A 23691-nucleotide genomic window follows, 5' to 3' on the forward strand; every position below is an offset into this window, starting at 1 on the left:
ATGAACAAACAAGCACGCATCTTCGTGGCGGGCCACCGTGGCATGGTCGGCTCCGCACTGGTCCGGCTGCTCAATGCCGAGGGCTATCACAACGTCGTCACGCGTTCGAGGGCGGAGCTCGATCTCAAGGATCAGGCTGCCGTGAACGGCTTTTTCGAGCGGGAAAAGATCGACGTGGTGCTGCTCGCGGCCGCGCGCGTGGGTGGCATTCTCGCCAATGCGTCACAGCCGGGCGAGTTCATCTATGAAAACCTGGTGATCGAAACCAACGTGATTCACGCCGCGTTTCGCGCGCAGGTGGAGCGGCTGGTGTTCTTCGGTTCGTCGTGCATTTATCCGAAGCAGTGTCCGCAGCCGATCCGCGAGGAGTATCTGCTGACCTCGCCGCTCGAGCCGACCAACGACGCCTACGCGATTGCGAAGATCGCCGGCCTCAAGCTGTGCGAGGCGTACAACCGCGAATACAACACACAGTACGTGTCGTTGATGCCGACTAATCTGTATGGCCCCAACGACAATTACGACCTGAACAGCAGCCATGTTTTGCCCGCTCTGCTCAGGAAAGCGCACGAAGCGAAGGTGAACGGTTCCGCGACCTTGACGGTGTGGGGTTCGGGCACGCCGCTCCGTGAGTTTCTGCACGTCGACGATCTCGCCGCGGCGACGCTCTTCGTGCTCGAACACAACGTGACAGAAGGCCTGTTCAACGTCGGGGTGGGTGAAGACCTGTCGATTCGCGAACTGGCCGAATGCATCTGCAAGGTGACCGGTTTCGAGGGTGAGCTCGTGTTCGACGCGTCCAAACCCGACGGCACGCCGCGCAAGCTGCTGGACGTATCGCGGCTCGCGCACATGGGTTGGCACGCGACCATTGGCCTCGAAGAGGGCATCACGTCCACGTATCGGGAATTCGTTGAATTACACGCGGGTTCGACCGCCGCCGCCGTCATGCACGTTTAGGCGCGCACTGATGAAGGGCCGCTGGGCGCGATTCCGGCAACGAGGGCGCGCGTGGAGCGTTTCGCACGAATAGTGCGCAACGCACACAGGGACGATTTTCGAGGAGTGGCATAAAAATGACTGCGTCAGTCACGATCTTCCACAATGTCGTATGGTCGCGTCACAAGGGTGTCGTGTTCTCCGCCTTGCATAACATCTCGGCATCCGGCGCGATTCGCTACTCGATGGTGCAGATTGCGGATACCGAGCACGACCGTGTTGGTTTTTCGGACGTCGACTATTCGTACCATCGCTATCCGATGCAGAAGCTGTTCGACGGTTGCTACGAAGATGTGCCGACGATGAAGATGATCGCGCGGCTCACCTGGGAAGTGTTGCGGACCAAGTCGGATCTGATCGTCCTGCCGGGCTACCACCGTCCGGAATACTGGGCAATGCTGGCGGCGTGCATCGTGACCGGCAAGCGGCGCGCGGTGTTCTGCGATTCGACCGCGCGCGACCGGCCCAAGAAGCTGCTGACGTCGATTCCAAAGCGTGTGTTCTTTTCGCTCTGCGACGGCTACTTCGGTTTCGGCGAACGCAGCCGAGAGTATCTTGAGTCACTCGGCGCGAAGCGCGACAAGATTTTTGTGCCATGCCAGGCCGCGGCAATGCCTGGATCGTTTTCGCCGGAGCGCGCGCTGGTCGAGCGGGTCGCAGCACGCGCGGGCAACTCGCCGGTGTTTCTGTACGTCGGCCGTCTCTCGGAAGAGAAGGGCATCGGCACGCTGATCGAGGCGTTCGCCGGAATGCGGCGCCGCATTCCGGCAGCGAAGTTGCGCATTGTCGGCACGGGACCGATGGCGGACGCGCTGCACGCGAAGGTGGCTGATCTCGAACTGGGCGACGCGGTCACTTTCGCCGGCAGTTTGCAGGACGAACCGCTCACCCGCGAATACTACGGCGCGACCTGCATGGTGCTGCCGAGCTATAGCGAGCCGTGGGGACTCGTCGTCAACGAGGCGCTAGCGCACGGTTGCCCTGCGGTGGTCAGCGAGAGTTGTGGTTGTGTGCCGGAACTGGTGATCGATGGCGTGAGCGGCTATGCATTCACGGCGGGCGATGTCGCCGGATTGCAGCGCACGATGCTCAAGGCGATGGAAGCTTTCGCCGACGCCGGCGGCACGGCGCGCCGCTGCATGGATGTGATCCGCCGTTTCGATCCGCCTTCTGCCGCCGCCAATATCGCGCGTGGCTGCGCCATGATGCTGAGCGACTGAGGCGCCTCACGGCCCCGTCGCACATGCGAAGCTCTAACCCGTCCGGGCAGCTCCAATGAAGATTCTGATCTACGGCATCAATTACGCGCCTGAACTGACGGGGGTGGGTAAGTACACCGCAGAGATGGCTGTGCTTCTGGCCAGGCGTGGCCACGAGGTTCGCGTGGTGTGCGCGCCGCCTTATTACCCTGAGTGGCGCGTGGCGGCGAACTATGTGTCATGGCGGTATCAGCGCGAAACGCGCGACGGCGTGACGATCTGGCGCGCGCCGCTGTGGGTGCCGGCCCGTCCGAGCGGGCTGAAGCGGATGCTGCATCTGGCGAGCTTCGCGGTGAGTTCGTTGCCGCTGCTCGCCCGGCAGATGCTATGGCGCCCCGATGCTGCGATGCTGATCGCGCCGACCCTGATGTGCGCGCCCGCTACGCTGGCGTTCGCGCGTCTCGCGGGCGCGAGTGCGTGGCTGCATATTCAGGACTTCGAGGTCGATGCCGCTTTCGATCTGGGTCTTCTGAAAAGCTCATTCGCAGCGCGTGTGGCACGCTGGATCGAAAGCACGCTACTGCGATGCTTCGATACTGTGTCGTCGATTACGCGGCAGATGGGTTCGCGCGCGGTGGTCAAGGGCGTCGAGCCTTCGCGGGTCGTGTGCCTGCCCAACTGGGTCGACGTGTCGACCATCTTTCCGCTGACGCGAGCGAGCGATTACCGGCGACTGCTGGGCATTCCTATCGACCAGAAGGTGGTGCTGTACTCGGGCAACATGGGCGCGAAACAGGGCATCGAAACGCTCGCCGATGCGGCGGCATCGCTCGCCGCACGTGCCGACCTCACCTTCGTTTTCTGCGGCAGCGGCGCGGCGAAAGAGAGTTTGCTGGAGCGCTGCGCAGGATTGACGAACTGCATGTTCATTCCGCTGCAACCCATGGAACGTCTGAACGAGCTGCTCAATCTCGCCGACATTCATGTTCTGCCGCAACGTGGCGATGCCGCGGATCTGGTGATGCCGTCGAAGCTCACCGGCATGTTCGCAAGCGGGCGCGCGGTGGTGGCCATGGCGCGGCGCGGCACGGGTCTCTACGACGCGGTGTCGCCGCGCGGCGTGGTCGTGCCGCCGGATAACGTCAAGGCTTTGGCGGCGGCAATCACGGTGCTCGCAGGCGATCCCGAACGCCGTGCGGCGCTGGGTAAGGCGGCACGCAATTATGCGGAGCGCGCGCTATCGCCGGAGTCGACGATTGGCACCTTCGAAGCGCGGCTCGCGACGCTGGTTCATGGCACACGTGGCAAGCATGCGAACGTGGAGACACCGTATTTCGGTGGCCCGAGGCCGTCGACCGGGACGGCCCGGCGGCGCAAGCCGGCTACAACGGAGGAAGCCGCGCCGGATTGATCCGGTACGCGGCCATCTCATGAACGCGATATCACCACGGGGATTTGTAGACCGCGTGCTTGCCAGCATCGAACGGATCGGCGTAAGTGGTTTTCGCTGCGCCATCGGGCATCAGGCGGTCGGCTGCATTCGGACCGCCTGGCTGGCCGGCCACGCGCACCTTGCCGTTGCCAGCGGCCTGCGCCTTGTTGGGCTGCTTGCGCACGGCAGGCTGCGCTCCGCCCAGCACCGTCATGCGTTGTTCATCGAGCAGGGCTGCCTGCTGGGCGTCGGCGGTGTTGCCTTGCTGCGCGTCTGGCGAACCGTAATCGCGTGGGGCGCCGAGCAACTGCGCCTCGCTGTTGCGATTCGCCACCCCCGGCTTGGCGCGCGCTGCGGGGGCGGGGGTGCCGTAGCTGGTCGCAGCGGTAGCGGCAAGGGCCGGCGGAGCCGGCGCGGGCGCTGCTGCGTTCTGCGCGAGCGCCGGTACGGCATAGGTCGCCATGGCGAGAAGCAGCGAGGGTGTTATGTGCCGGAACGGGATGGTCATCGGATGCCCCAGGAAGATGCGGTCGCAATAGAGCTATCGTGCGCCAACCAGTACGCGTGCAGCCGCCAAAACGCTTGCTCGTACGGCCATGAAGCGGGCTTCAGTAAGGAGTCGAAACATAATGTAAGCGTGATGCACGGGTATGTCGATTGCCGTTCGTGGTCTGGAGAAATCTGATGGGTAACGCTGCCGACGATCCGCAGATCGGGCGTATGCCGGAAGTCGAAGGCGTTCGCGAGGATGGCCGTGTCATCGATCTCAGTCTGGCTGGAAAGGGAAACTATCGCGCGAAGCGCGGTGCCCTGATCGAGATCATCTGGTTTGTCCTGGAAGCCTGCGTCATCAACAACAAGCTGCTGCCGCTCTCGTCGGTGCGCGTTGCGCTGTTACGCCTGTTCGGCGCGAAGATCGGCACGGGTTGCCGCTTCGTGCATCCATTACGCGTGAAGTCGCCGTGGAACCTGGAGGTGGGGAACAACTGCTGGTTCGGCGTCGACGTCTGGATCTACAACCAGGCGCTGATCCGTATCGGCTCGAATGTCTGCATTTCCCAGGGGACGTTCCTCAGTGCCGGCTCTCACGATATGAGTACGACGATGGATCTGCGCGTCGCGCCGATCGTCATCGAGGACGGTGTCTGGATCACGTCGAAATGTGTTGTGCAGATGGGTGTGACGATCGGCCGGTCGGCCGTGGTGACGCCCTTGTCCGTCGTGCATCGTTCGCTCGATCCAGAGGGCGTGTATGGCGGCAATCCATGTCGTTTTATCCGGAACCGTTTCGATTCCGTGACCTGAAGCACAGAGAGAGAACCGCAGCGTTTATACGCTGAGGAGGCCAGGTCGTTGAGAAGCCGGAATGTCGGCGGCCGCAATCGGATTGTCGATCGATGCCTTTGATCGATACCTGCGGCAACGCCGGCGATGCGTTCGGCAACGACGTGTGCGTGGTTTGCTTGCCAGCCCCGGTTGGTTGAGTAGCCGGATTGACGCACTCAGACATGCATGAAGAAGATGGGGAGTAGGGATGTTCATCGATACTCGCACTGTTGAACACAACACGGTCATTGAGACGACGGTCTGCATCATCGGCGGAGGTGTGGCCGGCATTACGCTTGCGTTGGAGATGTCGAGGGCCGGGGTCGACACCTGCATGCTCGAAAGTGGGGGCTTCGGGCCTGATGACGAAACCCGCGACCTCTATCGCGGCGAGAACGCCGGGCTTCCCTATTCGTTCGCGGACGGCTCGCGCAGCCGTTATTTCGGCGGCAGCAGCAACTGCTGGGGCGGCTGGTGCCGCCCGCTCGATCCATGGGACTTCGACAAGCGCGACTGGATTCCCCACAGCGGCTGGCCGTTCGGACTCGACGAACTGGTGCCGTACTATGCGCGTACGCATGAACTGCTCAAGCTCGGCCCGCAGAATTTCGACCCTGCATACTGGGAGCGCGAGATCGGACGCCATGACGTGCGCCGCATACCGCTTGCGACCGGCGATATGCGCGATACCGTCGCGCAATTCAGCCCTCCTGTGCGTTTCGGCAAGGCCTATCGCGACGAACTGTCGCGTTCGGCGCGGGTGCGCGTGTTTCTGCATGCGAATGTCCAGAATATCGACGCCGATGCTGACGGTACGTCTGTTTCGCGGCTTCAGGTGGCGACCATCAGTGGACGCAAGATGACGGTGACCGCGAGGATTTTCGTGCTCGCCACGGGCGGCATCGAGAATGCGCGGCTTCTGCTTGCTTCGAACAACGTGCAGGCGGCGGGCCTCGGCAATGCCAATGATCTGGTGGGCCGCTACTTCATGGATCATCCGCGGATGATGTCGGGCAAAGTGCGTTTTCGTCCGGGCAACGCACGCAATAAGCTGTACGACATCAAGTATCACTATCAGAACGCCGCGGTGTCGGCGCATGGCACGAAGATATCCTCACAGTTCGCGCCAAAGCAGGAGTTGATGGAACGCGAGAAGCTGTTGAATTCGCGCGTGTGGCTCTATTCGCGCTGGTACGGCGAAGGAACCGCAGGGTCCGAGGCGCTGATCCACTGCAAGGAAGCGCTATTGCAGAAGGATCAGCCGGGCCGCAGCCTGAAAACCGATGTCGCGACGATGATCGCGCATCCGCTGCACACCGTGGGTTACGGATTGACGCGGCTGTTGCAATGGCCGGCGCTGATCACCGACGTGACCTTGCAGGCGATCGTCGAAGCGGTGCCCGATCCCGATAGCCGGGTCACGTTGTCGGCCGATAAACGCGACCGGTTCGGCATGCCGCGCGTGAAGGTGGAGTGGCGTCTGGGCGAACAGGTGCAACGCACCTTCGACAGAACGTTCGCGTTGCTCGCACAGGAGTTGCAGATGGCGGGCATCGCGGACGTCGAACTCGACGCGCCGCTCGAAGGCCGTCGCTGGCCGGCGAAACTGGAGGGCACGTGGCATCACATGGGCACCACGCGCATGCACGATTCGCCACGTGAAGGCGTGGTCGATCGCGATTGCAAAGTGCATGGGATGAGCAATTTTTATGTGGCGGGCAGCTCGGTGTTTCCAACCGTCGGCGCCAACTTTCCGACCATCACGATCGCCGCGCTTGCGCTACGCCTCGCGGGTCATCTGGTGCGGCAACTCGATGTTCCGGATATTGTCGGCAATACGCGGGGCGACGCCGCCAACAGTTCCCTGATGTCGATGCAGCCGCAGCAGCCGCAAGTCGAAACCCTGCCGATCGCAGCCTCGACCTTGACGCCGTTGATGAAGGAGCAGTGAAGAACAATCGGTGACGGCGCGCGCTTCGCGGCGCCGTCACCGATATTGATTCCGACCCAGGCCGCCCTACTGACGGTGGCCTGCATCGCGGCAAGCCGTCGCCCGACTGCTTTGCCGCGGCCGCGTTTTGCCATCCCGCTCACATAGCGGGAAATACCTCCTGAAGTTCCCTCGCTCTCCACACGTTATTTCGACGTCCCCACCCCTGCGGCGCCAGCGTTTTGCAGGTGCACAAAACGCCCGCCGGACCTATCGCATATGTCTGTGCGCCGGGCAGGCAACCCAATTTCGGTACCGCTTTGCTGCACGCGTACCGAGGGAAAAGCCTAATGTCTGGAGAATCCCTGTTAAGTGCATATTTGCACAAAATATTTATAGGTGGATTTTTCGGGGAAACTTCGCGAACCAGGAGACAGGATGAAAACGTCCGTAAACCAGAAGCGTCGCAGGCTCCTCAAACTCGGCGGTGTAGCCGCCATCCTGCCGGTGGCAGGCGGCGGCACCGGCAACCATGCGGCGATACGTTCCGCACAGGCCAGCGAAACCGGCACCTTCCCGAGTACCGATTCACTCTCCACTTCCGCACAAGCTGCTTCACCGCTCCTCTCCGCCGATCAGGCGTTGCTGTTCCAGTACGATCAACCCGCCGTCGAATCCAGCATCCAGTTTCAGGGCCTGCCGGTCGGGAATGGTCGTCTGGGCGCGCTGGCAGGCGGCGCAAGCGAGAGGGAGGCGCTTTACCTGAACGAGATCACGCTATGGTCGGGCAGCAAGGACGTCGTCGACCTGTCCTATACGACAACCGGCATGGGCACCTACCTGTCGCTCGGCAGGCTCTATATCGATCTGCCCGCTCACGCCGGCGCCACGAGCTACCAGCGTTCGCTCGACATCAGCAATGCGCTCGTGCGCACGCAGTACAGCGTCGGCGGCAGGACTTACCGGCGCGAGATCTTCAGCAGCTTTCCCGACAATGTGATCGTCGTGCGGCTCACCTCGGACGGCGGCACCTATAACGGCACCGTGTCGCTGATCGACGGGCAGGGTACCCAGACCGTCGGCGAGTCGAATCATGCGCTGTCATTTTCGGGTTCGGTCAGCGGTAGCGGAGAGTTGTACGCCACGTACCTGTCGGTTATTCCGGATGCGGGCGTTGCGCGGTTCAACTCCGCCACTGGGCAGATCACGCTGCAGAATTGTCCTGCGCTCACCATCATCGTTGCGGCACGCACCGACTACACCGGGCGCTACGTCGACAGTTACCTGACGGGTATCAATCCGCGCAGCGCCACGATCGCCGACGTGACGAATGCCGCGGCTCGGGGCTACTGGGATCTGCTGTGGCGCCACGTGCGCGACTATCGCGGTCTCTTCGGGCGCATGGAACTGAACCTCGGCACCTCGAGCGCCGCGCAGAGGGCGTTGACGATCCCGGCCCGGTTGCAGGCGCGCGGGGCGAACCCCGCACTGGCCGATCCCGAACTCGAAGCGATGTACGTTCAATTCGGACGCTACCTCACGATCTCGTCGTCGCGCGGCTCGATGCCCGCGAATCTGCAAGGATTGTGGAGCACGACGAACAATCCGCCGTGGATGGCCGATTACCACACCGATATCAACGTGCAGATGAACTACTGGCTCGCCGATCGCGCCGGATTGCCGGAGTGTCAGCTGCCGTTTGCCGATTACGTCACCGGGCAATATCCGTCGTGGGTCCAGTCCACCCGGAATCATTTCAACGATGCCGCCAACGTGAATTACAGCAATTCGAACGGCAAGGTGGCGGGCTGGACGGTGGCGATTTCGACCGGCATCTACGGCTCGATCGGGTGGGACTGGAGCCCGCCGGCGAGCGCATGGTATTGCCGCACGCTGTGGAATCACTATCAGTACACGCTGGACAAGCGCTATCTGGCGAACATCTACCCCGTGATGAAATCTGCCTGCGAGTTCTGGCAGGCGCGCCTGATCCGGGATCCGGCGACGGGGCTGCTCATCGACGACAAGGACTGGTCGCCGGAGCAGGGTCCTCACCAGCAGCTCGGTATTACCTATGCACAGGAACTCGTGTGGGATCTGTTCACCAACACGGTCGCGGCGAGCCAACTGCTCGGCAAGGATGCGGATTTCGCGCAGACCCTCGCGACTCTGAAGGCGAACCTCTATCTGCCGAAAGTGAGCCCGACGACCGGGCAGCTTCAGGAATGGATGAGCGACAGTGTTGTCGGCGAAACGGGGCACCGGCACCTGTCGCCGTTGATCGGGTGGTTTGAAGGCGAGCGCATCACGCTCGACAGCGATCCGACGCTCGTGGCCGGCGTGAAGGCGCTGCTCACCGCACGCGGTTTCAACTCATTCGGTTGGGGGCTGGCATGGCGCATCGCCTGCTGGGCGCATTTCCACGATGCCGCCACCTGCTATTCGATGATTCCGAAGCTGTTGAATTACTCGGCGGGTAACGACGGGGTGAATGGCACGTTTGCCAACATGTTCGACGCCTACGCGCTGTCGAGCAATTCGTCGGCGTTCCAGATCGATGCGAACTTCGGCGGTCCGGCGGCGATATTGGAAATGCTGCTGCAAAGCAGGATGGATCGCATCACGCTGCTGCCCGCGTTGCCGTCGCAATGGGGCACCGGGAGCGTCAAGGGGCTGCGGGCGAAAGGCGGGTTTTCGGTGGACCTGGCGTGGACCAGTGGCGCGTTGTCGTCGGTCAAGCTCACCAGCGTGGGAGGAACGCGGACAAACCTGTACTACGGCAATGCTTCGCGTGCGGTCGTGATTCCTGCGAATGGCACGGCAAAGTTCGACGGCAGGCTGCAGCCGGTTTCCTGGTAGCCTCAAGCCGAAACCGTGCCGATCACAGCCTCGACCTTGACGCCGTTGATGAAGGAGTAGTGAAGAACGGCCGGTGACGGCGCGCGTCTCGCGGCGCGCGCTGCTATCCCAACGTCACCGGCCTGGTTGAGTTGTGGCTCCGCGCAGCGTGCTGAGCGCGTTTTCGCGCGTTTCGCCGATGCTGCCTTTTGTTTCCAGCAGCGCGGTCAACGCGCTGACCATGGTCTCGACCCGGAAGCGTGCTTCAAAAGTGCGAGTTGCCTGAACGCGCATGGCGGCGCGCGCGGTGTCGTCGAGTTCGAGCCAGCGGACGAGATTCTTTTCCGTACCGTCGACCGTATCGGCAGCCACCATCCCCGCACCGTCCGCTTCGATCTCGCGCCAAACGTTGACCTTGTCGGAGATCAGCGCCGGCAGTCCGCAGCCGAGCGCCTCGGCAACCGCAACACCGAAGTTCTCCTGATGCGAGGGCAGAACGAACACGTCGCTTGCATGAAACGCGCCCCACTTGAGATCGCCTTGCAGCATGCCCGGCAGGCTGAGGCGGTGCGCGATGCCGGCGGCCTGAGCCTGGGCGCGCAAGTTGGCCACCCAGCCGGTCTCGTCGGGACCCGCAATCATGAGATGCAGCGACTGGTCGCGGCCGGCGATACGCGCGAACGCATCGATCAGCAGATCGCAGCCTTTCTTCGCGTGCACGCGGCCGAGAAACAACACGATGCGTTTGCCGCGCAAGCCGGGCACGGCTTGCAGGAACGCTTCGCGCAGAGGCGCTGCGTCGAGCGGCGGCACGGTCGCGCCGTACGGCACGATCCGCTCGTGCGCCCGGTATAGCCAGAACGATTGACGGGCACGCTCGCGCTCTTCCTCCGTCGTAAAGATGACGGCGCGTGCGTCGCGCAGTACCCGGTATTCGGCCCACGGCCAGTACAGCCATTTCTTCAGATGCTTAAGCGGGTAGGCCTGTTTGAACCAGGGGTCGAGCATGCCGTGCACGTACACGTAATAGGGCACGTTGCTTTGGCGCAGCGCTTTCCATGCCGCGAAGCCGTGGTACTGCCACAAGCCGTGCACGATGACCGCGTCGAAGCGGTTCGCGTTGGCGGCGAGCCACGGCGCGAGTTGCGCGCTGTAGCTATAACGGTTATTGACGGGGCCGAACGCATGGACCGGAAACGGAAAGGCCGCGAGGTAGGTGTCGCCGGGCGCATCGCAGGTGGCCACTTCGATTTCGTGCCCGGCGTCCTGCATCGCCGCGCCGCTGCGGCGAACGCCTTCAACCGGGCCGCCGGCGCGGGGATCGACGCTTGCAAGCAGATGGAGAATTTTCATCGGACGATATTCCGTCGATTGGCGTTTTGCGTCGACGTGGTGCGCGACACGAGGGCGCCGAACTGGCTGGAGCCGGGCGCGGTGCTTGCCACGGGCGACATGCCGAGGGTCGTCGCGAGATCCGCGCGACCCGTGCCGGGCTGGATTCTGCCTGGTAGTTCAGGCATGGCGGCCGGGCGCAAATGCGGCGGAGTCGGTGCGCGCCTCACCCGCGCCGGCAGCGCGCGCTGCAATCGCGCATGCGTGGCGATCATCAGTCCCAGGGCCAGGCCGAATATCAGCCCGGAGAAACGCGGCCCGAGCGGATTGCCGCCGATCGATGTGGCCGGTAGCGCGGCAAACAGCATGATCGCGCGGCCTAGCACCGGAAGCATGGGCGCATCGGGAACCACCGAGCGCCAGTAGCGGTACGAGAAAAAGCAGATTACCAGTGCGGCCAGCGTCGCCAAAGGCATGGCGATACCGAACAGCAGTCCGCCCGCGAAGAGTTGATAGACCCAGAAATTGTGACCCGCCGGCCATTCGTTGATCGCGTAAAAATCTTTCTCGCTGATCTGGCCGGCAAGGTCCGGCAGGTAGACGGGGGAATAGCGGTAGTAGTGTCCGTAGCCTTCGCCGAACAGCAGCGTTTCCGGCGACGCCGTCACCTGATCGTACTGGTCGCGCATCTCGGCGAGACGGGTGATCGTGGTTGGATCCTTGCCGGTGACGGTTTCCTCAGACGCGAAAATGCGCTGCGTCCAATGCTCGGTGACGGTCGGAAAAGTCACTGCCACGATACCGACCACGCCGGCCAGCACCGCACCGGTTATCACGCTGCGTGCGGCCGTGCGCCAGACAAGTTGGATCGACGGTGCGCTCAGTGCCATCGCAATCAGGAACAGCAGAACCGTGCCGACAAGCAAACTGCGCGTCACGCTCAGCAACTCGACGATCACGCTGAGCGCGAACACCGCGATCGTGAAAAACGAAAAGCGTTTGGCGACGACGAATTCGTGCAATAGCACGCCTTGCAGGCCCAGCAGCGTCACGGAGATGATGCGAAAGCGTGCGTCTTCGAGGTCGCCGGCCGTGGCCAGGCCGTAGACGAAGGTAAACACGAGACAGATCACGTTGGCGACGAACACGGCTTTCTCGAACTGCGAGATTCTGTATTCGCTCCACGGACGGCAGGCCACGAGGTAGCCCAGCAAGAACAGCAGGAACGGCAGGAGAACGCGCAGATAGTTGCCGGTGTCGTTATCCTGAACAAACTGGGCGACGATGCTGCCGAGCACGCACAGCAGCACGCTGAAGGTGACTGCCGAGCGCAGCCGTGAGCCGTTGTGAAAGCGTGGCGCGATCAGCACGAGAGCGATGCCCGCAGCAATCACCGGGATCACGAATACGAACTGGACGAAGTGGCCTACATTGGCGTCGGGCGCTTTATAGTCCAGCGCAAGCGGTAACAGAAATAACCATATCCAGAGCGTCGCATACTGATGGCGCATTGCTGATTCCTCCCCGTGCTGTCGCGGTCTAAAGCGGACAGTCTCGCATCGGGTCATTGTGCGGGAATATCCCCATGTGGCCGCGCCGCCCACCCACTTTCGTCGCCGATTGCCTGGGTTCTGGCGACAGTGGCAAGGGCGTTCCCTGCAAGACGCGCGCACACTTGCTGATGTTGTCGGCCAATGCCTTGATGTTGGCGCGCACGCACGCGTGCCGCCACCGAAGATGCAAAAAGGGACATGCGCCCACGAATGGTGACAGGGGAGAACAACATGAAATTATTCGGCGGGGCGAGATCCGTAACAGCCGGTCGGGCCATCGAGCTGGATTTCGTGCGCGGCATCGCCATTATCATGGTGATGGGCTTTCACTTTCACGTCGTTCAGACCGGCAACTTCCTGATTGAGATCGTTGAATACCCCTTGAAGAATTTCGGGCGGGAAGGCGTTAATCTGTTCTTCACGCTGAGCGGTTTTCTGGTTGGCGGCCTGTTGCTTCGACAGTACGCCGAAACGGGTAACGTCGACGCCAAGCGCTTTATCGTCCGGCGAATTTTCCGCATCTGGCCCGCGTATTACGTGTTGATCGCGTTTCACGTGCTGGCCGGGCGCCATCCGTGGAATACATTTCTGATCCAGAACCTGACCCACCTGCAGAACTATCTGGGCACCTCGATTACCCAGACCTGGAGCCTCGCGGTCGAAGAACACTTTTATCTCGTCCTGCCGGCGCTGCTGTTGCTGTTCGCGCGCTGGCGGCTCGGCGCGTGGACGATCGTCGGTGTACTCACGGGAATCTGCGCGGTGGTGCTCACGGCGCGCTGCTTTGCGGTGGCGGGCGGCAACCTGGAAGGGGCATTCGCGTACACGCAATACCGTATCGACAGTCTGTTGGTCGGCGTGATTCTGTCCGCGATCTACTGGATGAAACCGGGCGTCTACCATCAGATCGCGAAGCGCAAATGGCTGCTGATCGCCAGCGTTGTGGTGCTGTGCGCGTGGCTCGCCCTTGCGACGAAACACATCGCGCTCGACGAAAGCATCGGCTATACGATTCAGGCGCTCGGTTTTGCCGCGCTAATTGTGTTCGTGCTGGAGTATTCCGGATCGTTCAAAACGTCTTGGGTGTATCGCGGGATTGCCTGGATCGGCCTCTATTCGTACGGCATTTACCTGTGGCATTCGCTTGCGCTCGCCCCGGGCGACATGCTGATTCGCAAAATGACCGCTATGGGTCTCGCGCCGAGCGTCATCTGGATTGTGGCGCTTACCGCGCAGTTCGCTTTCGCGATTGCGATTGGCTACGTGACCACACGCGCGATCGAGTATCCGTTCCTGCTGATGCGCAACGCGCTGTTCCCGGCAAAGCGCAACAGTTCGGTGCGCGAAGAAGTGCCTGTTGCCGGCGGCCAGTTGTCCTGAGTACCTGAGTACGTTCAACCGTGTGCGGCCTGGCCTCGCGTCAGGCGCCGCGCGATGACATAGCGCATCGCGCGCCAGCCGCGCCGAGTCTCTGTCGAGGTGAGGGTGTGTCGAAGAAGGCGTCTTGCCCGATCAGGCCATCTGCCGAAGCAAGGTCTGCTTGAATTGGCCAAGCGTATGCCGTGACAGCAGATCTTCGCGTGCCGCCGGAACGGCCTCGGGCTCGTGCGGCCACGAGGTCATGGTTTCGGTGATCGCTTTACCGATCGAGGCGGAGCTCAGGTCCTTCAGAATGGGCCCCAGTTCGCAGCGCCGGCTGAACCAGCCGATCAGTCCGTCTTCCGTTGCAATCACGGGCTTACCGAAGCGGTACGCCTGCACGAGCACGCCGCTCATGCCGTAGTGTCCCTTGTAGCCCAGCCAGACTGCGTCGCAGGCGGAGAACAGATCGCGCTCGACGTCGTTCGCAATGAACGAGTCGAGCACCAGTGGCGCGGGCGTGAGGCCGCGCACATGATTGCGCATGAAATGGCGCGTGCCCGCATCCTGCTCGCCCGCGACGATCAGCGTGGGCGCATGCTCCAGACGCGTCAACGCGTGGACCAGTTCGTAGATCCCCTTGCGTTCAGTGATCGAGCCGTACACCAGCAGATAACGCTGCGTGGGGTCCAGTCCGAGACGCTCACGGGCCAGCACCGGATTTTCCGCGTGCTCGTCCGGAAATGGGTCGGCGACATAGGCGACGGCCGCGCTGTTTTTCGAGGTGTTGTGTGCGGACCATTCCGGCAGAGTCGGGTCGATCGTCAGCAGTGTGCGCAACCCGTCGGAGCGGACGGCGCGCTTGAAAAGCAGCGCCTTGACCGCATTCACAATCGGTCGATCCGGCGACTTGATGCCGACCTTGTGATGATGGAAGGTCGAGCGCATCGTGATGCCGATCCACGGAGTCTTGCGAAAAGGCGAACCGAGAAACGGCAACGCATAGAAGAAGTAATCCACATAAGGCACAACCACCAGCCTGATCGGCTGGGCGTGGCTGACGATTCGATACACGCGCTTGAAATAGCGGTGAAAGCGCGAGTACTGGTTCGACTGGCGCAACATCCCGCGGGGCCGCTCCTCGGGATCGACGAACGCAATCTGCAGATCCGTGCGGTTCGCGGCGACGATCTGTCTGGCGAGCCGATGGTCTTCGTTGGCGGATTCGGTTGCGAGGATGCAGGGATAGCCGGCTTCCGTGCAGGCCTGCATGGTCCACTCGACGTAGCGCCAGCGGTGACCGCTGAGGTTGGGTTCCACAATCAGGACGTAGTCTTGTTCCATTGATTCAGTGGTCTTCAGTGGTCGAATGCGTTGTGGAAAAGCACCCTTGCGCCGGCTGTCTGGGGCGCTAGCTGAACAACGTTAGCATCGGCGGCGTCAGTGAATCCGTCTATTTGACCCGTTCTGTGGGTAAACGTACTAGCGCGCAATGGCTTCGGCTGAACTGACCTAGCTGATGGCGGTTGTTGCCGATTCTCTCGCTGTAAGGTCGTATATGGAATTCGATGAAAAAACTCGCCAGCTTGCTGGTGCAACCTAACAATTTATGCGCCGGCGGCATTTCGCAGCGATGCATTGAATCGCTGCTTATGGCCGACTCAACGGCGTTCCGATTCGACGGAGAAACAGCTTGCGGGCGATCAGGCTTCCGGCGCTCTCGATAGCGGCCAGCTTCGGCGCAAGCGCGGCGACGTGGGTGCTATTGCAGCAGTTCGCTGTGCGTGGACTCGTAGCAATCAAATTTCTCGCGATTGGCCGGATGCTCGGGCCGGCGGCGATCGGCAGCGTGAGCGTGGCCTTGCTCGCGGTGGCGATTGCCGAGGCGTTGTCGGACACGGGTCTGGCGCAAGCGGTCATTCAAGGCGAACATCCGCCATCGCGTTCGCAACTCGGCGCGGTGTGGACGACGCTGACCGCGCGCGGCGTGCTCATCTCACTGCTGCTGGTCGCGCTTGCACCATTGCTGAGCAGTCAGTTCCACCTCAACGGCTCACTGGTGCTGATTCAGCTTGCCGCGCTACTGCCGCTGTTACGCGGTCTCGCGTCGCCCACTTACTACCTCGTGCAGCGCGAGCGGCGCTTCCAGCATATTGCCGGCGTCGAGGTTGGGGCGGCATTTGTCGATTGTTCGGTCGGACTGGGCCTCGCGTATTTTGGCGCCGGTGCGGCCTCGGTGCTGCTCGGCCTCGTGGCCGGCGAGAGCCTGAAAAGCATCCTGACCTGGGCGACGATGAAACCGCGTCCGCCGATCCGCGCCGTGTGGTCGGGCATTGGTCACTACGTGGGCTTTAGTCGCTGGATCTGGGCGAGCAGCGTGATCAACCTGCTTCTCAACCAGTTCGACAAGGTCGTGGTCGGCAAACTGCTCGGCCCGGCGCAACTGGGTAGCTATCAGATGTCGTCGCGGCTCGCGCAGATGCTGCTCGCCGACGCCGCCATCGCGATGTCGCAATACCTCTTTCCCACCTTCGCGGCACGTCATCGCCGGAGTCCGCACGCCGCATCGCGGTTGATCAAGATTTACCTGCTCGTGATCGCGATCGGGCTCGCGGGGTTCGTCGCGGTGCTAAGGTTGATTGCCGAGCCGCTCTTCTCGCTAATTCTCGGCGCGGCGTGGTTGCCTGCGGTACCACTGTTCAGAATTCTGGTGATTAATATGGCGATCGGCGCGTTGATTGCCGTACTGGTTGCTTATCTGCGCGCGGTGGGTGACGCGAAGGCGACGGTGCATGCGTCGTTGATTCAGGTTGTCGTGCTGCTGGCGAGCGTGCCTGCAGCGGTTCATTGGTGGGGCGTGACGGGCATTGCCTGGTCCATGACCCTTGGCCTTGGCTGCGCCGCGGCGTGGATGCTGTTCAGAACGCTGACCGCAAGGACTTCATGATGCGCGTTTTACATCTGGTTCTGGCGCCGCGTTTATCGGGCGCCGAAGTCCTCGCCAAGGATCTCGCTATCGACCAAAGCGCCGAAGGCATGGCCGTGTGTGTAGCTTCGCTGTTGCCCGTGCACACCGAATTCCTGACCTTGCAGGACGAACTGCAGCGGCACGGCGTGCAGTGCTGGTTTCCTTCACGGCGCAGGCGCCTCGCGGGCAAATTGTGGAATCTGTTCTTCACGGTGCGGCGGTTTCGCCCGGACGTGATTTTCGCGCACGCCACGATTCCTTCGTTTTATGCGCGCGCGTTACCGCTGCGGGTGCCGGTCGTCTACGTCATGCATTCGGCGACCAACGACTTCGAGCGGCCGCTGTTCCGGCGCGTCGAGCACATCCTGTCCGGACGTGCCCGGGTCGTGATCAGCGTATCGCAACAAGGCATGACCGATTACGTGCAGGCCATCGGACCGCATCCTTCGATGACCGTGGTGCCCAACGGGGTCGACCTCGGCCGCTTCGCGTTCACCGATGGCGCCGGACATAGCGGCCGGGCGCCCCAGGTCGTGCAGATCGGGCGCTATGCGTCGGTGAAGAATCAACTTCTGACAGTGCGCGCTTTTGGTCAGGTGCTCGAGCGGGTGGCGGACGCGCGCCTCGTGCTGTACGGCGTAGTCGAAGATCCGGATTATCAGCGCACCGTGATTGGCCTCGTGCAGGAGTTGGGGATCGCACATCGCGTCGTGGTGGCGGGTCCGCGCACCGATGTGGCGAGCGTGCTGTCGGAGTCGAACGTGTTTGTCATGCCCTCGCGCTCCGAGGCGCACAGCGTGGCATTTCTTGAGGCGTTGGCTTCCGGTATTCCGATCGTCGCGAGCAGGATTCCGTCGTTTGCCTTCGCGAACGGCTTTCCCGGTGTGCAACTCGTCGATACCAACGATGTGCCCTGCTATGCGGACGCCGTGGTCGCGGCGCTAGGGCAGGCGCGGGCGCAACGCTCGCTTGCCGGCCTGACGCTCAGGGATACGGCGGCCCGCTATCGGGCAATCGCGCATCAGGTCAGTAGCCATCTCGCCGTGCCGGCCCGTTAGTTCTTCGGCTGGATCCTGCCTGTTCCATGCTTGTTGCTTGCGCCGGGACACCTGATCTTTCAATGGTGGCTGATCGAGAGACCGCGTTCGTCGAGCGTCGACTCGGGCGCGGGCGTCGACGGCCACGCGCTTGCCAGTTCGGACTCGCGCATCGCGAGGGTCAGCAGGCGCTGGGCTTCCTTGCTGCTCGAATCGACCTGCAGCGCATCGCCGGCTTTGTGCCAGACGCACGCCCATCGTGCGACATAGCCGCAACCTCTCGCCACGCTTAAGAGAGCGTCCCGCTGCTGTTCACGCGCCGTCACGGTTTCGCGCATGCGCAGTGCGTCGGGGTTGTCCGGCTGGGCCGCCATGGCTGCCGCCAACCGCGCTTTCGTCGCCGACAGATTGTTCTGCTGCAGATTGGCGCGGGCGGCTCTGATCTGCTTCGTGGCATCTACGCGAGGTTTGACGGGCGGGTTGTAGGTCTGGCCGCCCGGGTTGTGTCTTACTTCGGCCGATGCAGTCATCACGCGCCGCGGAACCGGTGGCGGGGCAGCGGTTGGCGGGACAGGAGGCGATCGCACGGGCGCGGGCTTCACGGGCCGTTGAGCAACGAAGACCGGCGCGGACCGCTGAGCGACGACAACCGGCGGTTTGACGTGCTGGGTCTTTACTTTGCCGGACACTGCGATAGGGGTGCCGTCGTCCGAGTCGTTGGTGTGAATGAAGCCCAGGTACACGGCAGACGCCACAAGCAGCATCGAGACGCCGAGCACAACCGGCTGGCGCAGTCTGTGCACGACGGGGGCGGCGACCGGTGTCTCGCTAGTGACGGAATACGGATCGGTTAGCTCTCGTGAAGACGGGCGCCAGATTCGCGGCGTTATCAGCCGGGTCGCCAGCATCGGCTGGGTGTCGCCCAGCGGCATTTTCAAGGGGGCAGGCGGCGTGCGGCGCGCGCCGAGCGAATCGACCGGACGCGCGCCGCACTCGGTGCACGGCGTAAAGCGACCGGCTAGCGACGCACCGCAGTGCTCGCATTGGGGGTAATCATGCTGATCGGAAGTAACGTCGCTAAGCATTGCCGTTTCGCAAAGGGGCGTCGAATGCCGACGCCACAATCAAAAAGAACCAGGCACGGCAGCGAGGCTTGCAATCGGGATTACTGTGCGACGACGTAACCCCGCGCTTGCATGCACGCGCCATACGCGGCCCAATACTGTGTCATTGGCGGTTCAGGCGCCGGCAGCGGCGGCAACTTCACGCCGGATGCCGCGGCTGTCTGTGCCGCGCTGGCTGCTGCCGTCTCCGAGGCGCCGTTATCCGCGCTGGTTGCCGATGCCGGCGTGGCGGCCGCGGTCGTCGCGGTTGCCGTGGTCGAGCTTGCTGACTTGGTCGCTGCAGCGGGTGTTGCCGTGCTCACGCCGGCCCCGCTTGCGGCAGGGGCGGCTGCCGCTGCGGGCATGCTTGCGCCCGGCGGGGTCGCCGAAAAACTGCTTTGGGGCAAGGGTGGCCGCGACGGGGCACCCGTCGACGACGTTTTGGTTGCCACAGGTTTGCGCGGTGGAAGCTGCGATTCGTGCGCGATGTTGATCTTCGTCTGCTTGTTGGCAGTGGCGTAGCACATCGCGGTGTCGATGCTGCGCTGATAAGCGCTTTGACTTCGGATGGGATAGACGAGTGGCTGCCATGCGAAAGCAGCACTGCTAAACACCCATAGCGTCAATGCCGTATATGTTCTGATTCCCATCGCAGTCGCTCCCGCAGCGATGTTTCGCCGTTCGCCGGCAATCGCGCTTCGCGGTATGTTCTCGTGGCTGCTGATTTTGCCGCTGAACGGCGGCTCACTTCCGCGAAGGCTGCTTTCTTGAGGGTAGCACCGGGGAACGTCGGCGCAAGGCGTCGTATAGCGCGCGAAAACGCCATCCTGCAGTCGAATCACGACACTCCGGCGTGAAAGGGCGGCAAACGCGGCGAAAAGCCAGGGGAATTCCCTGGCCGCCGTGTGCCGCCACGCTGACTGGGTGACCAGGTTGTCAGATTGCCTTTCTCACCGCTTGGAATTCTGCCTGGTCACCCGCGTTGCGATATTCCGCCAGCCATTTGTCGTGTTTCGTCGCAGCGGCCAGGACGTTGCGCTCCTTGACGTGACCGAAACCGCGAATCTCATCGGGGAGATTGGCAAGCCGCATCGCGACGTCCAGACGGTTGTTGTCCAGCGTGCGACAGAACTCGTCGATCAACGCGATGTACTGTTCGATCAGGGTGCGTTCACCGCGCCGCTCAGCAGTCTTGCCGAACACGTCGAACGCACCGCCGCGCAGGAATTTGAGCTTCGTGAGCACGCGGAACATAGGGAGTGTCCATTGCCCGAAGCGTTGCTTTTTCAGGTGACCTTGTTCGTCGCGTTTGGCCAGCAAGGGTGGTGCGAGGTAAAAGCCGAGCTTGTAATCGCGGCCAGGTTCGCCTTCGAACTGTGCCCGCAGTTTGTCGAAGTACGCCGGGTCGGCATAGAGACGCGCAACCTCGTATTCGTCCTTGTAGGTCATCAGTTTGGCCAGATTGCGCGCGACCACCGGTGTGAGGCGTAGCTTCGAACCCGCGGCGAGCGTGGTTTCTTTGGCGCGCATCTGTTCGATTACCGCTCGATAGCGCGCGGCATACTGCTCATTCTGATAGAGGCCCAGCAGTTCGACGTTACGCTCGATAAGACGCTCCAGCGACTCCGGCATCTGCACCACGATTGCCTGTTGCTGATTGGCGCGCGGCGCGAATGCATCGGCCGCTGCTTCGCCATGCTGCGCGACAAAGCGGCCCCATTCGAACGCGAGGCGATTCTTGTCGACTTCCACGCCGTTCAGTTCGATGGCGCGGTCGAGGCTTTCGTAGCTGACCGGCAGCCAGCCGCGTTGCCATGCGAAACCCAGCAGCAGCGGATTCGCGTACAGCGTGTCGCCAAGCAATGCGAGCGCGAGGCGATTGGCGTCGATAAAGTCACAGTCATCGCCGATGCTGTCGCGCAGGTCGCCCTGGATCTGATCGCCGGGAAAGGCCCACTGCGGATCACGCACGAATTGTGCGGTCGGCGTTGCACCGCTGTTGATCGCCGCCTTGGTGACACCGCGTTGCGTGCGCGCCAGCACTTCGGCGGACGCTGACACGATCGCGTCGCAGCCCAGAATAAGGCGCGCTTCGCCGGTCGCGATGCGGGTTGCGTGCAACTCGTGCGGCGTAGCTGCGATCTGCACGTGGCTCAGTACAGCGCCGCCTTTTTGCGCGAGGCCCGCCATGTCGAGCACGCTCACGCCTTTGTTCTCGAGATGTGCGGCCATGCCGAGCAGGCCGCCGATCGTCACGACACCGGTGCCGCCGACACCCGTTACGAGTACGCCATAGGGTTTGGCAAGGCTAGCGATCTCCGGACGCGGCAGCGCGGTGAAGTCCGGAAGCGCGGAGCCACGATCTGCCTTCGCCGGCTTTTTCAACTGCGCGCCTTCAGCGGTGACGAAGCTCGGGCAAAAGCCGTTCACGCACGAGAAGTCTTTGTTGCACGACGACTGATTGATCTTGCGCTTGGTGCCAAGCGGCGTTTGCAGCGGTTCGACAGACAGGCAATTCGATTTCACCGAGCAGTCGCCACAGCCTTCGCAGACGGCGTCGTTAATGAACGCCCGTTTGGCGGGATCCGGATAGGTGCCGCGCTTACGGCGCCGGCGCTTTTCGGTCGCGCAGGTCTGGTCGTAGATCAGGATCGTGGTGCCCGCAACCTCGCGCAACTCGCGTTGCAGACGATCGAGCTCGTCGCGGTGATACACCTTCACGCCTTCCGGCAAGCGTACGCCCGTAGCGTATTTTTCGGGTTGGTCGGTGACGACGAGCACCTGCTTCGCCCCTTCGGTCGTCACCTGGAACGCGATCTGCGGCACCGTCAGCACGCCGTCGATCGGCTGGCCGCCGGTCATCGCGACCGCGTCGTTATAAAGAATCTTGTAGGTGATATTGGCACCAGCCGCGATCGAGGCGCGGATCGCCAGCAAACCCGAGTGAAAGTAAGTACCGTCGCCCAGATTCGCGAACACGTGACGTTCGTTGGTGAAGTGCATCTGGCCGGTCCACGCCACCCCTTCGCCGCCCATCTGGCTGAAGGTTTCCGTGTTGCGGTCCATCCATATGGTCATGTAGTGGCAGCCGATTCCGGCCAGCGCGCGTGAGCCCTCGGGGACGCGCGTCGACGTATTGTGCGGGCACCCGGAGCAGAACCACGGTTGCCGTTCCGTGACGGTGCGCGGCGTGGCTGCGTCGCGTTCCTTCGCTTCGATGATGGCGATACGTGCTTCGATCTGGGCGCGTACATCCGCAGGCAAATCGGCCTTCGCAAGACGCCGCGCGATCGCCTTCGCGATTAGCGCCGGCGACAGTTCGTATTGCATCGGCAACAGCGCCTGACCGCGCGGGACCGACCACTCGCCGCCTGCGTCATCGCGTTGATCGAACTTGCCGAATACCTTCGGGCGCACGTCGTCGCGCCAGTTGTAAAGCTCTTCCTTCAGCGCGTATTCGAGGATCTGGCGTTTTTCTTCGACCACCAGAATCTCGTCGAGCCCCGTAGCAAAATCGCGCGCGTTCTGGGCATCGAGCGGCCACACGCAACCGACCTTGAGCACGCGAATGCCGATCCGTGCGCAGGTGTCGTCGTCGAGCGACAGGTCCGCCAGTGCCTGGCGCACGTCGAGATAGGCTTTGCCCGCGGTCATGATGCCCAGACGCGGCGTCGGGCTATCGATCACCACGCGGTTCAGTTTGTTCGCGCGCACATAGGCGAGCGCCGCATACCACTTGTGGTTGAGCAGACGCGCTTCCTGTGCGAGCGGCGGATCGGGCCAGCGGATGTTCAGCCCGCCTTCGGGCATTTCAAAGTCATCCGGCAACACGATCTGCAAGCGGTCCGGATCGATGTCGATCGACGCGCTGGCCTCAACGACGTCCGTCACGCATTTCATCGCGACCCACAGACCGGAATAGCGGCTCATGGCCCAGCCGTGCAGGCCATAGTCGAGATATTCCTGCACGCTCGCCGGATAGAGCACCGGAATGCCGCTCGCGACGAACATGTGCTCGGACTGGTGCGCAACGGTCGACGACTTTGCCGCGTGATCGTCGCCCGCCAGCACCAGCACGCCGCCATGCGGATCGGTGCCTGCCGAGTTGGCATGCTTGAAGACGTCGCCGGTGCGATCGACACCCGGTCCCTTGCCGTACCACATGCCGAATACGCCGTCGACTTTCGCGTCGGGCCACAGATTGAGTTGCTGCGTGCCCCACACCGCGGTGGCGGCGAGATCCTCGTTAACCCCTGGCTGAAACACGACGTCGTGTTCCTTCAGATGCTTCTTCGCTTTCCACAGTGCCTGGTCGAACGCCCCGAGCGGGGAGCCGCGATAGCCCGATACGTAACCCGCCGTGTTCAGCCCCGTGCGACGGTCCCGTTCTTTCTGCAGCATCGGCAAGCGGACCAGCGCCTGGGTGCCGCTCATATAAACGCGGCCTTTCTCAAGCGTGTATTTGTCGTCGAGTGAAACGGTGGCAAGCGCGTCGTGCAGCGGGGGCGATAGGGGGGCGTTCATGGGCGGCGTCTCCGGAAGCTTTATTGTCCTGGCGAGTATAGGAAGCCGAATTCCCATCGTAAAATCACAAATACCGAACCCTGCTATGCGA

General features: G+C 62.6%; 16 protein-coding genes. 9 read left to right on the forward strand and 7 right to left on the reverse strand.

Annotation, left to right across the window (positions count from 1 at the left end; all coding sequences use genetic code 11):
• The 3 genes from PQQ86_RS03035 (at position 1) to PQQ86_RS03045 (ending at position 3609) form a co-directional block, all read left to right on the forward strand.
• A complete protein-coding gene (locus PQQ86_RS03035) occupies positions 1-960 on the forward strand; it encodes a GDP-L-fucose synthase family protein (protein ID WP_408264841.1) in 960 nt (319 codons plus the stop codon).
• A 116-nt stretch (positions 961-1076) separates the two neighbouring features.
• A complete protein-coding gene (locus PQQ86_RS03040) occupies positions 1077-2219 on the forward strand; it encodes a glycosyltransferase family 4 protein (RefSeq protein ID WP_408264843.1) in 1143 nt (380 codons plus the stop codon).
• Positions 2220-2274: 55 nt separating this feature from the next.
• On the forward strand, positions 2275-3609 hold the full coding sequence (locus PQQ86_RS03045) for a glycosyltransferase WbuB (RefSeq protein WP_408264845.1): 1335 nt from the start codon (positions 2275-2277) through the stop codon (positions 3607-3609).
• A 31-nt stretch (positions 3610-3640) separates the two neighbouring features.
• Here PQQ86_RS03045 and PQQ86_RS03050 read toward each other — a convergent pair whose 3' ends face one another.
• Positions 3641-4138 carry a hypothetical protein gene (locus PQQ86_RS03050; protein WP_408264846.1) on the reverse strand — a complete coding sequence of 166 codons (498 nt, stop codon included), beginning with the start codon at positions 4136-4138 and terminating at the stop codon, positions 3641-3643.
• A 176-nt stretch (positions 4139-4314) separates the two neighbouring features.
• On the opposite strand from PQQ86_RS03050, the gene PQQ86_RS03055 reads away from it, so the two are divergent.
• The 3 genes from PQQ86_RS03055 (at position 4315) to PQQ86_RS03065 (ending at position 9745) form a co-directional block, all read left to right on the forward strand.
• Positions 4315-4935 carry an LbetaH domain-containing protein gene (locus PQQ86_RS03055; protein ID WP_408264848.1) on the forward strand — a complete coding sequence of 207 codons (621 nt, stop codon included), beginning with the start codon at positions 4315-4317 and terminating at the stop codon, positions 4933-4935.
• 229 nt (positions 4936-5164) lie between these two features.
• A complete protein-coding gene (locus tag PQQ86_RS03060; protein WP_408264850.1) occupies positions 5165-6907 on the forward strand; it encodes an FAD-dependent oxidoreductase in 1743 nt (580 codons plus the stop codon).
• A gap of 417 nt (positions 6908-7324) precedes the next feature.
• Positions 7325-9745: a glycosyl hydrolase family 95 catalytic domain-containing protein gene (locus PQQ86_RS03065; protein ID WP_408264852.1), complete on the forward strand. Its 2421-nt coding sequence runs from the start codon at positions 7325-7327 to the stop codon at positions 9743-9745.
• Positions 9746-9859: 114 nt separating this feature from the next.
• Here the strand turns inward: PQQ86_RS03065 and PQQ86_RS03070 are convergent, their stop codons facing one another.
• Together PQQ86_RS03070 and PQQ86_RS03075 are read right to left on the reverse strand one after the other, a co-directional pair.
• The gene (locus tag PQQ86_RS03070; RefSeq protein ID WP_408264854.1) at positions 9860-11077 is read right to left on the reverse strand and encodes a glycosyltransferase; all 1218 of its coding nucleotides are present in this window, start codon (positions 11075-11077) and stop codon (positions 9860-9862) included.
• The gene (locus PQQ86_RS03075; RefSeq protein WP_408264856.1) at positions 11074-12567 is read right to left on the reverse strand and encodes an O-antigen ligase family protein; all 1494 of its coding nucleotides are present in this window, start codon (positions 12565-12567) and stop codon (positions 11074-11076) included. The genes PQQ86_RS03070 and PQQ86_RS03075 overlap by 4 nt, the downstream gene beginning before the upstream one ends.
• A 273-nt stretch (positions 12568-12840) precedes the next feature.
• On the opposite strand from PQQ86_RS03075, the gene PQQ86_RS03080 reads away from it, so the two are divergent.
• On the forward strand, positions 12841-13989 hold the full coding sequence (locus tag PQQ86_RS03080; RefSeq protein WP_408264858.1) for an acyltransferase family protein: 1149 nt from the start codon (positions 12841-12843) through the stop codon (positions 13987-13989).
• Positions 13990-14121: 132 nt separating this feature from the next.
• On the opposite strand, the gene PQQ86_RS03085 is transcribed toward PQQ86_RS03080, so the two are convergent.
• The gene (locus tag PQQ86_RS03085; RefSeq protein WP_408264860.1) at positions 14122-15312 is read right to left on the reverse strand and encodes a glycosyltransferase; all 1191 of its coding nucleotides are present in this window, start codon (positions 15310-15312) and stop codon (positions 14122-14124) included.
• Between the two features lie 349 nt (positions 15313-15661).
• On the opposite strand from PQQ86_RS03085, the gene PQQ86_RS03090 reads away from it, so the two are divergent.
• Positions 15662-16915: an oligosaccharide flippase family protein gene (locus tag PQQ86_RS03090; protein WP_408264862.1), complete on the forward strand. Its 1254-nt coding sequence runs from the start codon at positions 15662-15664 to the stop codon at positions 16913-16915.
• Positions 16915-17994 carry a glycosyltransferase gene (locus PQQ86_RS03095; protein ID WP_408270037.1) on the forward strand — a complete coding sequence of 360 codons (1080 nt, stop codon included), beginning with the start codon at positions 16915-16917 and terminating at the stop codon, positions 17992-17994. The genes PQQ86_RS03090 and PQQ86_RS03095 overlap by 1 nt, the downstream gene beginning before the upstream one ends.
• A gap of 59 nt (positions 17995-18053) precedes the next feature.
• Here the strand turns inward: PQQ86_RS03095 and PQQ86_RS03100 are convergent, their stop codons facing one another.
• The 3 genes from PQQ86_RS03100 to PQQ86_RS03110 all read right to left on the reverse strand — a co-directional run bounded on the left by PQQ86_RS03100 (position 18054) and on the right by PQQ86_RS03110 (position 23600).
• Positions 18054-19058 (reverse strand): hypothetical protein, encoded by a 1005-nt coding sequence (locus PQQ86_RS03100; RefSeq protein ID WP_408264864.1) that lies wholly within the window; start codon positions 19056-19058, stop codon positions 18054-18056.
• Positions 19059-19138: 80 nt separating this feature from the next.
• On the reverse strand, positions 19139-19726 hold the full coding sequence (locus tag PQQ86_RS03105) for a hypothetical protein (protein WP_408264865.1): 588 nt from the start codon (positions 19724-19726) through the stop codon (positions 19139-19141).
• Positions 19727-20012: 286 nt separating this feature from the next.
• Positions 20013-23600, reverse strand: a complete 3588-nt coding sequence (locus tag PQQ86_RS03110) for an indolepyruvate ferredoxin oxidoreductase family protein (RefSeq protein ID WP_408264867.1) — start codon at positions 23598-23600, stop codon at positions 20013-20015.
• Positions 23601-23691 lie beyond the last annotated feature (91 nt).

It is taken from the genome of Paraburkholderia sediminicola, assembly GCF_046026675.1.
GTDB classification, from domain to species: domain Bacteria; phylum Pseudomonadota; class Gammaproteobacteria; order Burkholderiales; family Burkholderiaceae; genus Paraburkholderia; species Paraburkholderia sediminicola_F.

Bases quoted from the DNA above. Each gene is read 5' to 3' on its own strand.
- PQQ86_RS03035 (WP_408264841.1), top strand. From the start codon at position 1: ATGAACAAACAAGCACGCATCTTCGTGGCGGGCCACCGTGGCATGGTC.
- PQQ86_RS03040 (WP_408264843.1), top strand. From the start codon at position 1,077: ATGACTGCGTCAGTCACGATCTTCCACAATGTCGTATGGTCGCGTCAC.
- PQQ86_RS03045 (WP_408264845.1), top strand. From the start codon at position 2,275: ATGAAGATTCTGATCTACGGCATCAATTACGCGCCTGAACTGACGGGG.
- PQQ86_RS03050 (WP_408264846.1), bottom strand. From the start codon at position 4,138: ATGACCATCCCGTTCCGGCACATAACACCCTCGCTGCTTCTCGCCATG.
- PQQ86_RS03055 (WP_408264848.1), top strand. From the start codon at position 4,315: ATGGGTAACGCTGCCGACGATCCGCAGATCGGGCGTATGCCGGAAGTC.
- PQQ86_RS03060 (WP_408264850.1), top strand. From the start codon at position 5,165: ATGTTCATCGATACTCGCACTGTTGAACACAACACGGTCATTGAGACG.
- PQQ86_RS03065 (WP_408264852.1), top strand. From the start codon at position 7,325: ATGAAAACGTCCGTAAACCAGAAGCGTCGCAGGCTCCTCAAACTCGGC.
- PQQ86_RS03070 (WP_408264854.1), bottom strand. From the start codon at position 11,077: ATGAAAATTCTCCATCTGCTTGCAAGCGTCGATCCCCGCGCCGGCGGC.
- PQQ86_RS03075 (WP_408264856.1), bottom strand. From the start codon at position 12,567: ATGCGCCATCAGTATGCGACGCTCTGGATATGGTTATTTCTGTTACCG.
- PQQ86_RS03080 (WP_408264858.1), top strand. From the start codon at position 12,841: ATGAAATTATTCGGCGGGGCGAGATCCGTAACAGCCGGTCGGGCCATC.
- PQQ86_RS03085 (WP_408264860.1), bottom strand. From the start codon at position 15,312: ATGGAACAAGACTACGTCCTGATTGTGGAACCCAACCTCAGCGGTCAC.
- PQQ86_RS03095 (WP_408270037.1), top strand. From the start codon at position 16,915: ATGCGCGTTTTACATCTGGTTCTGGCGCCGCGTTTATCGGGCGCCGAA.
- PQQ86_RS03100 (WP_408264864.1), bottom strand. From the start codon at position 19,058: ATGCTTAGCGACGTTACTTCCGATCAGCATGATTACCCCCAATGCGAG.
- PQQ86_RS03105 (WP_408264865.1), bottom strand. From the start codon at position 19,726: ATGGGAATCAGAACATATACGGCATTGACGCTATGGGTGTTTAGCAGT.
- PQQ86_RS03110 (WP_408264867.1), bottom strand. From the start codon at position 23,600: ATGAACGCCCCCCTATCGCCCCCGCTGCACGACGCGCTTGCCACCGTT.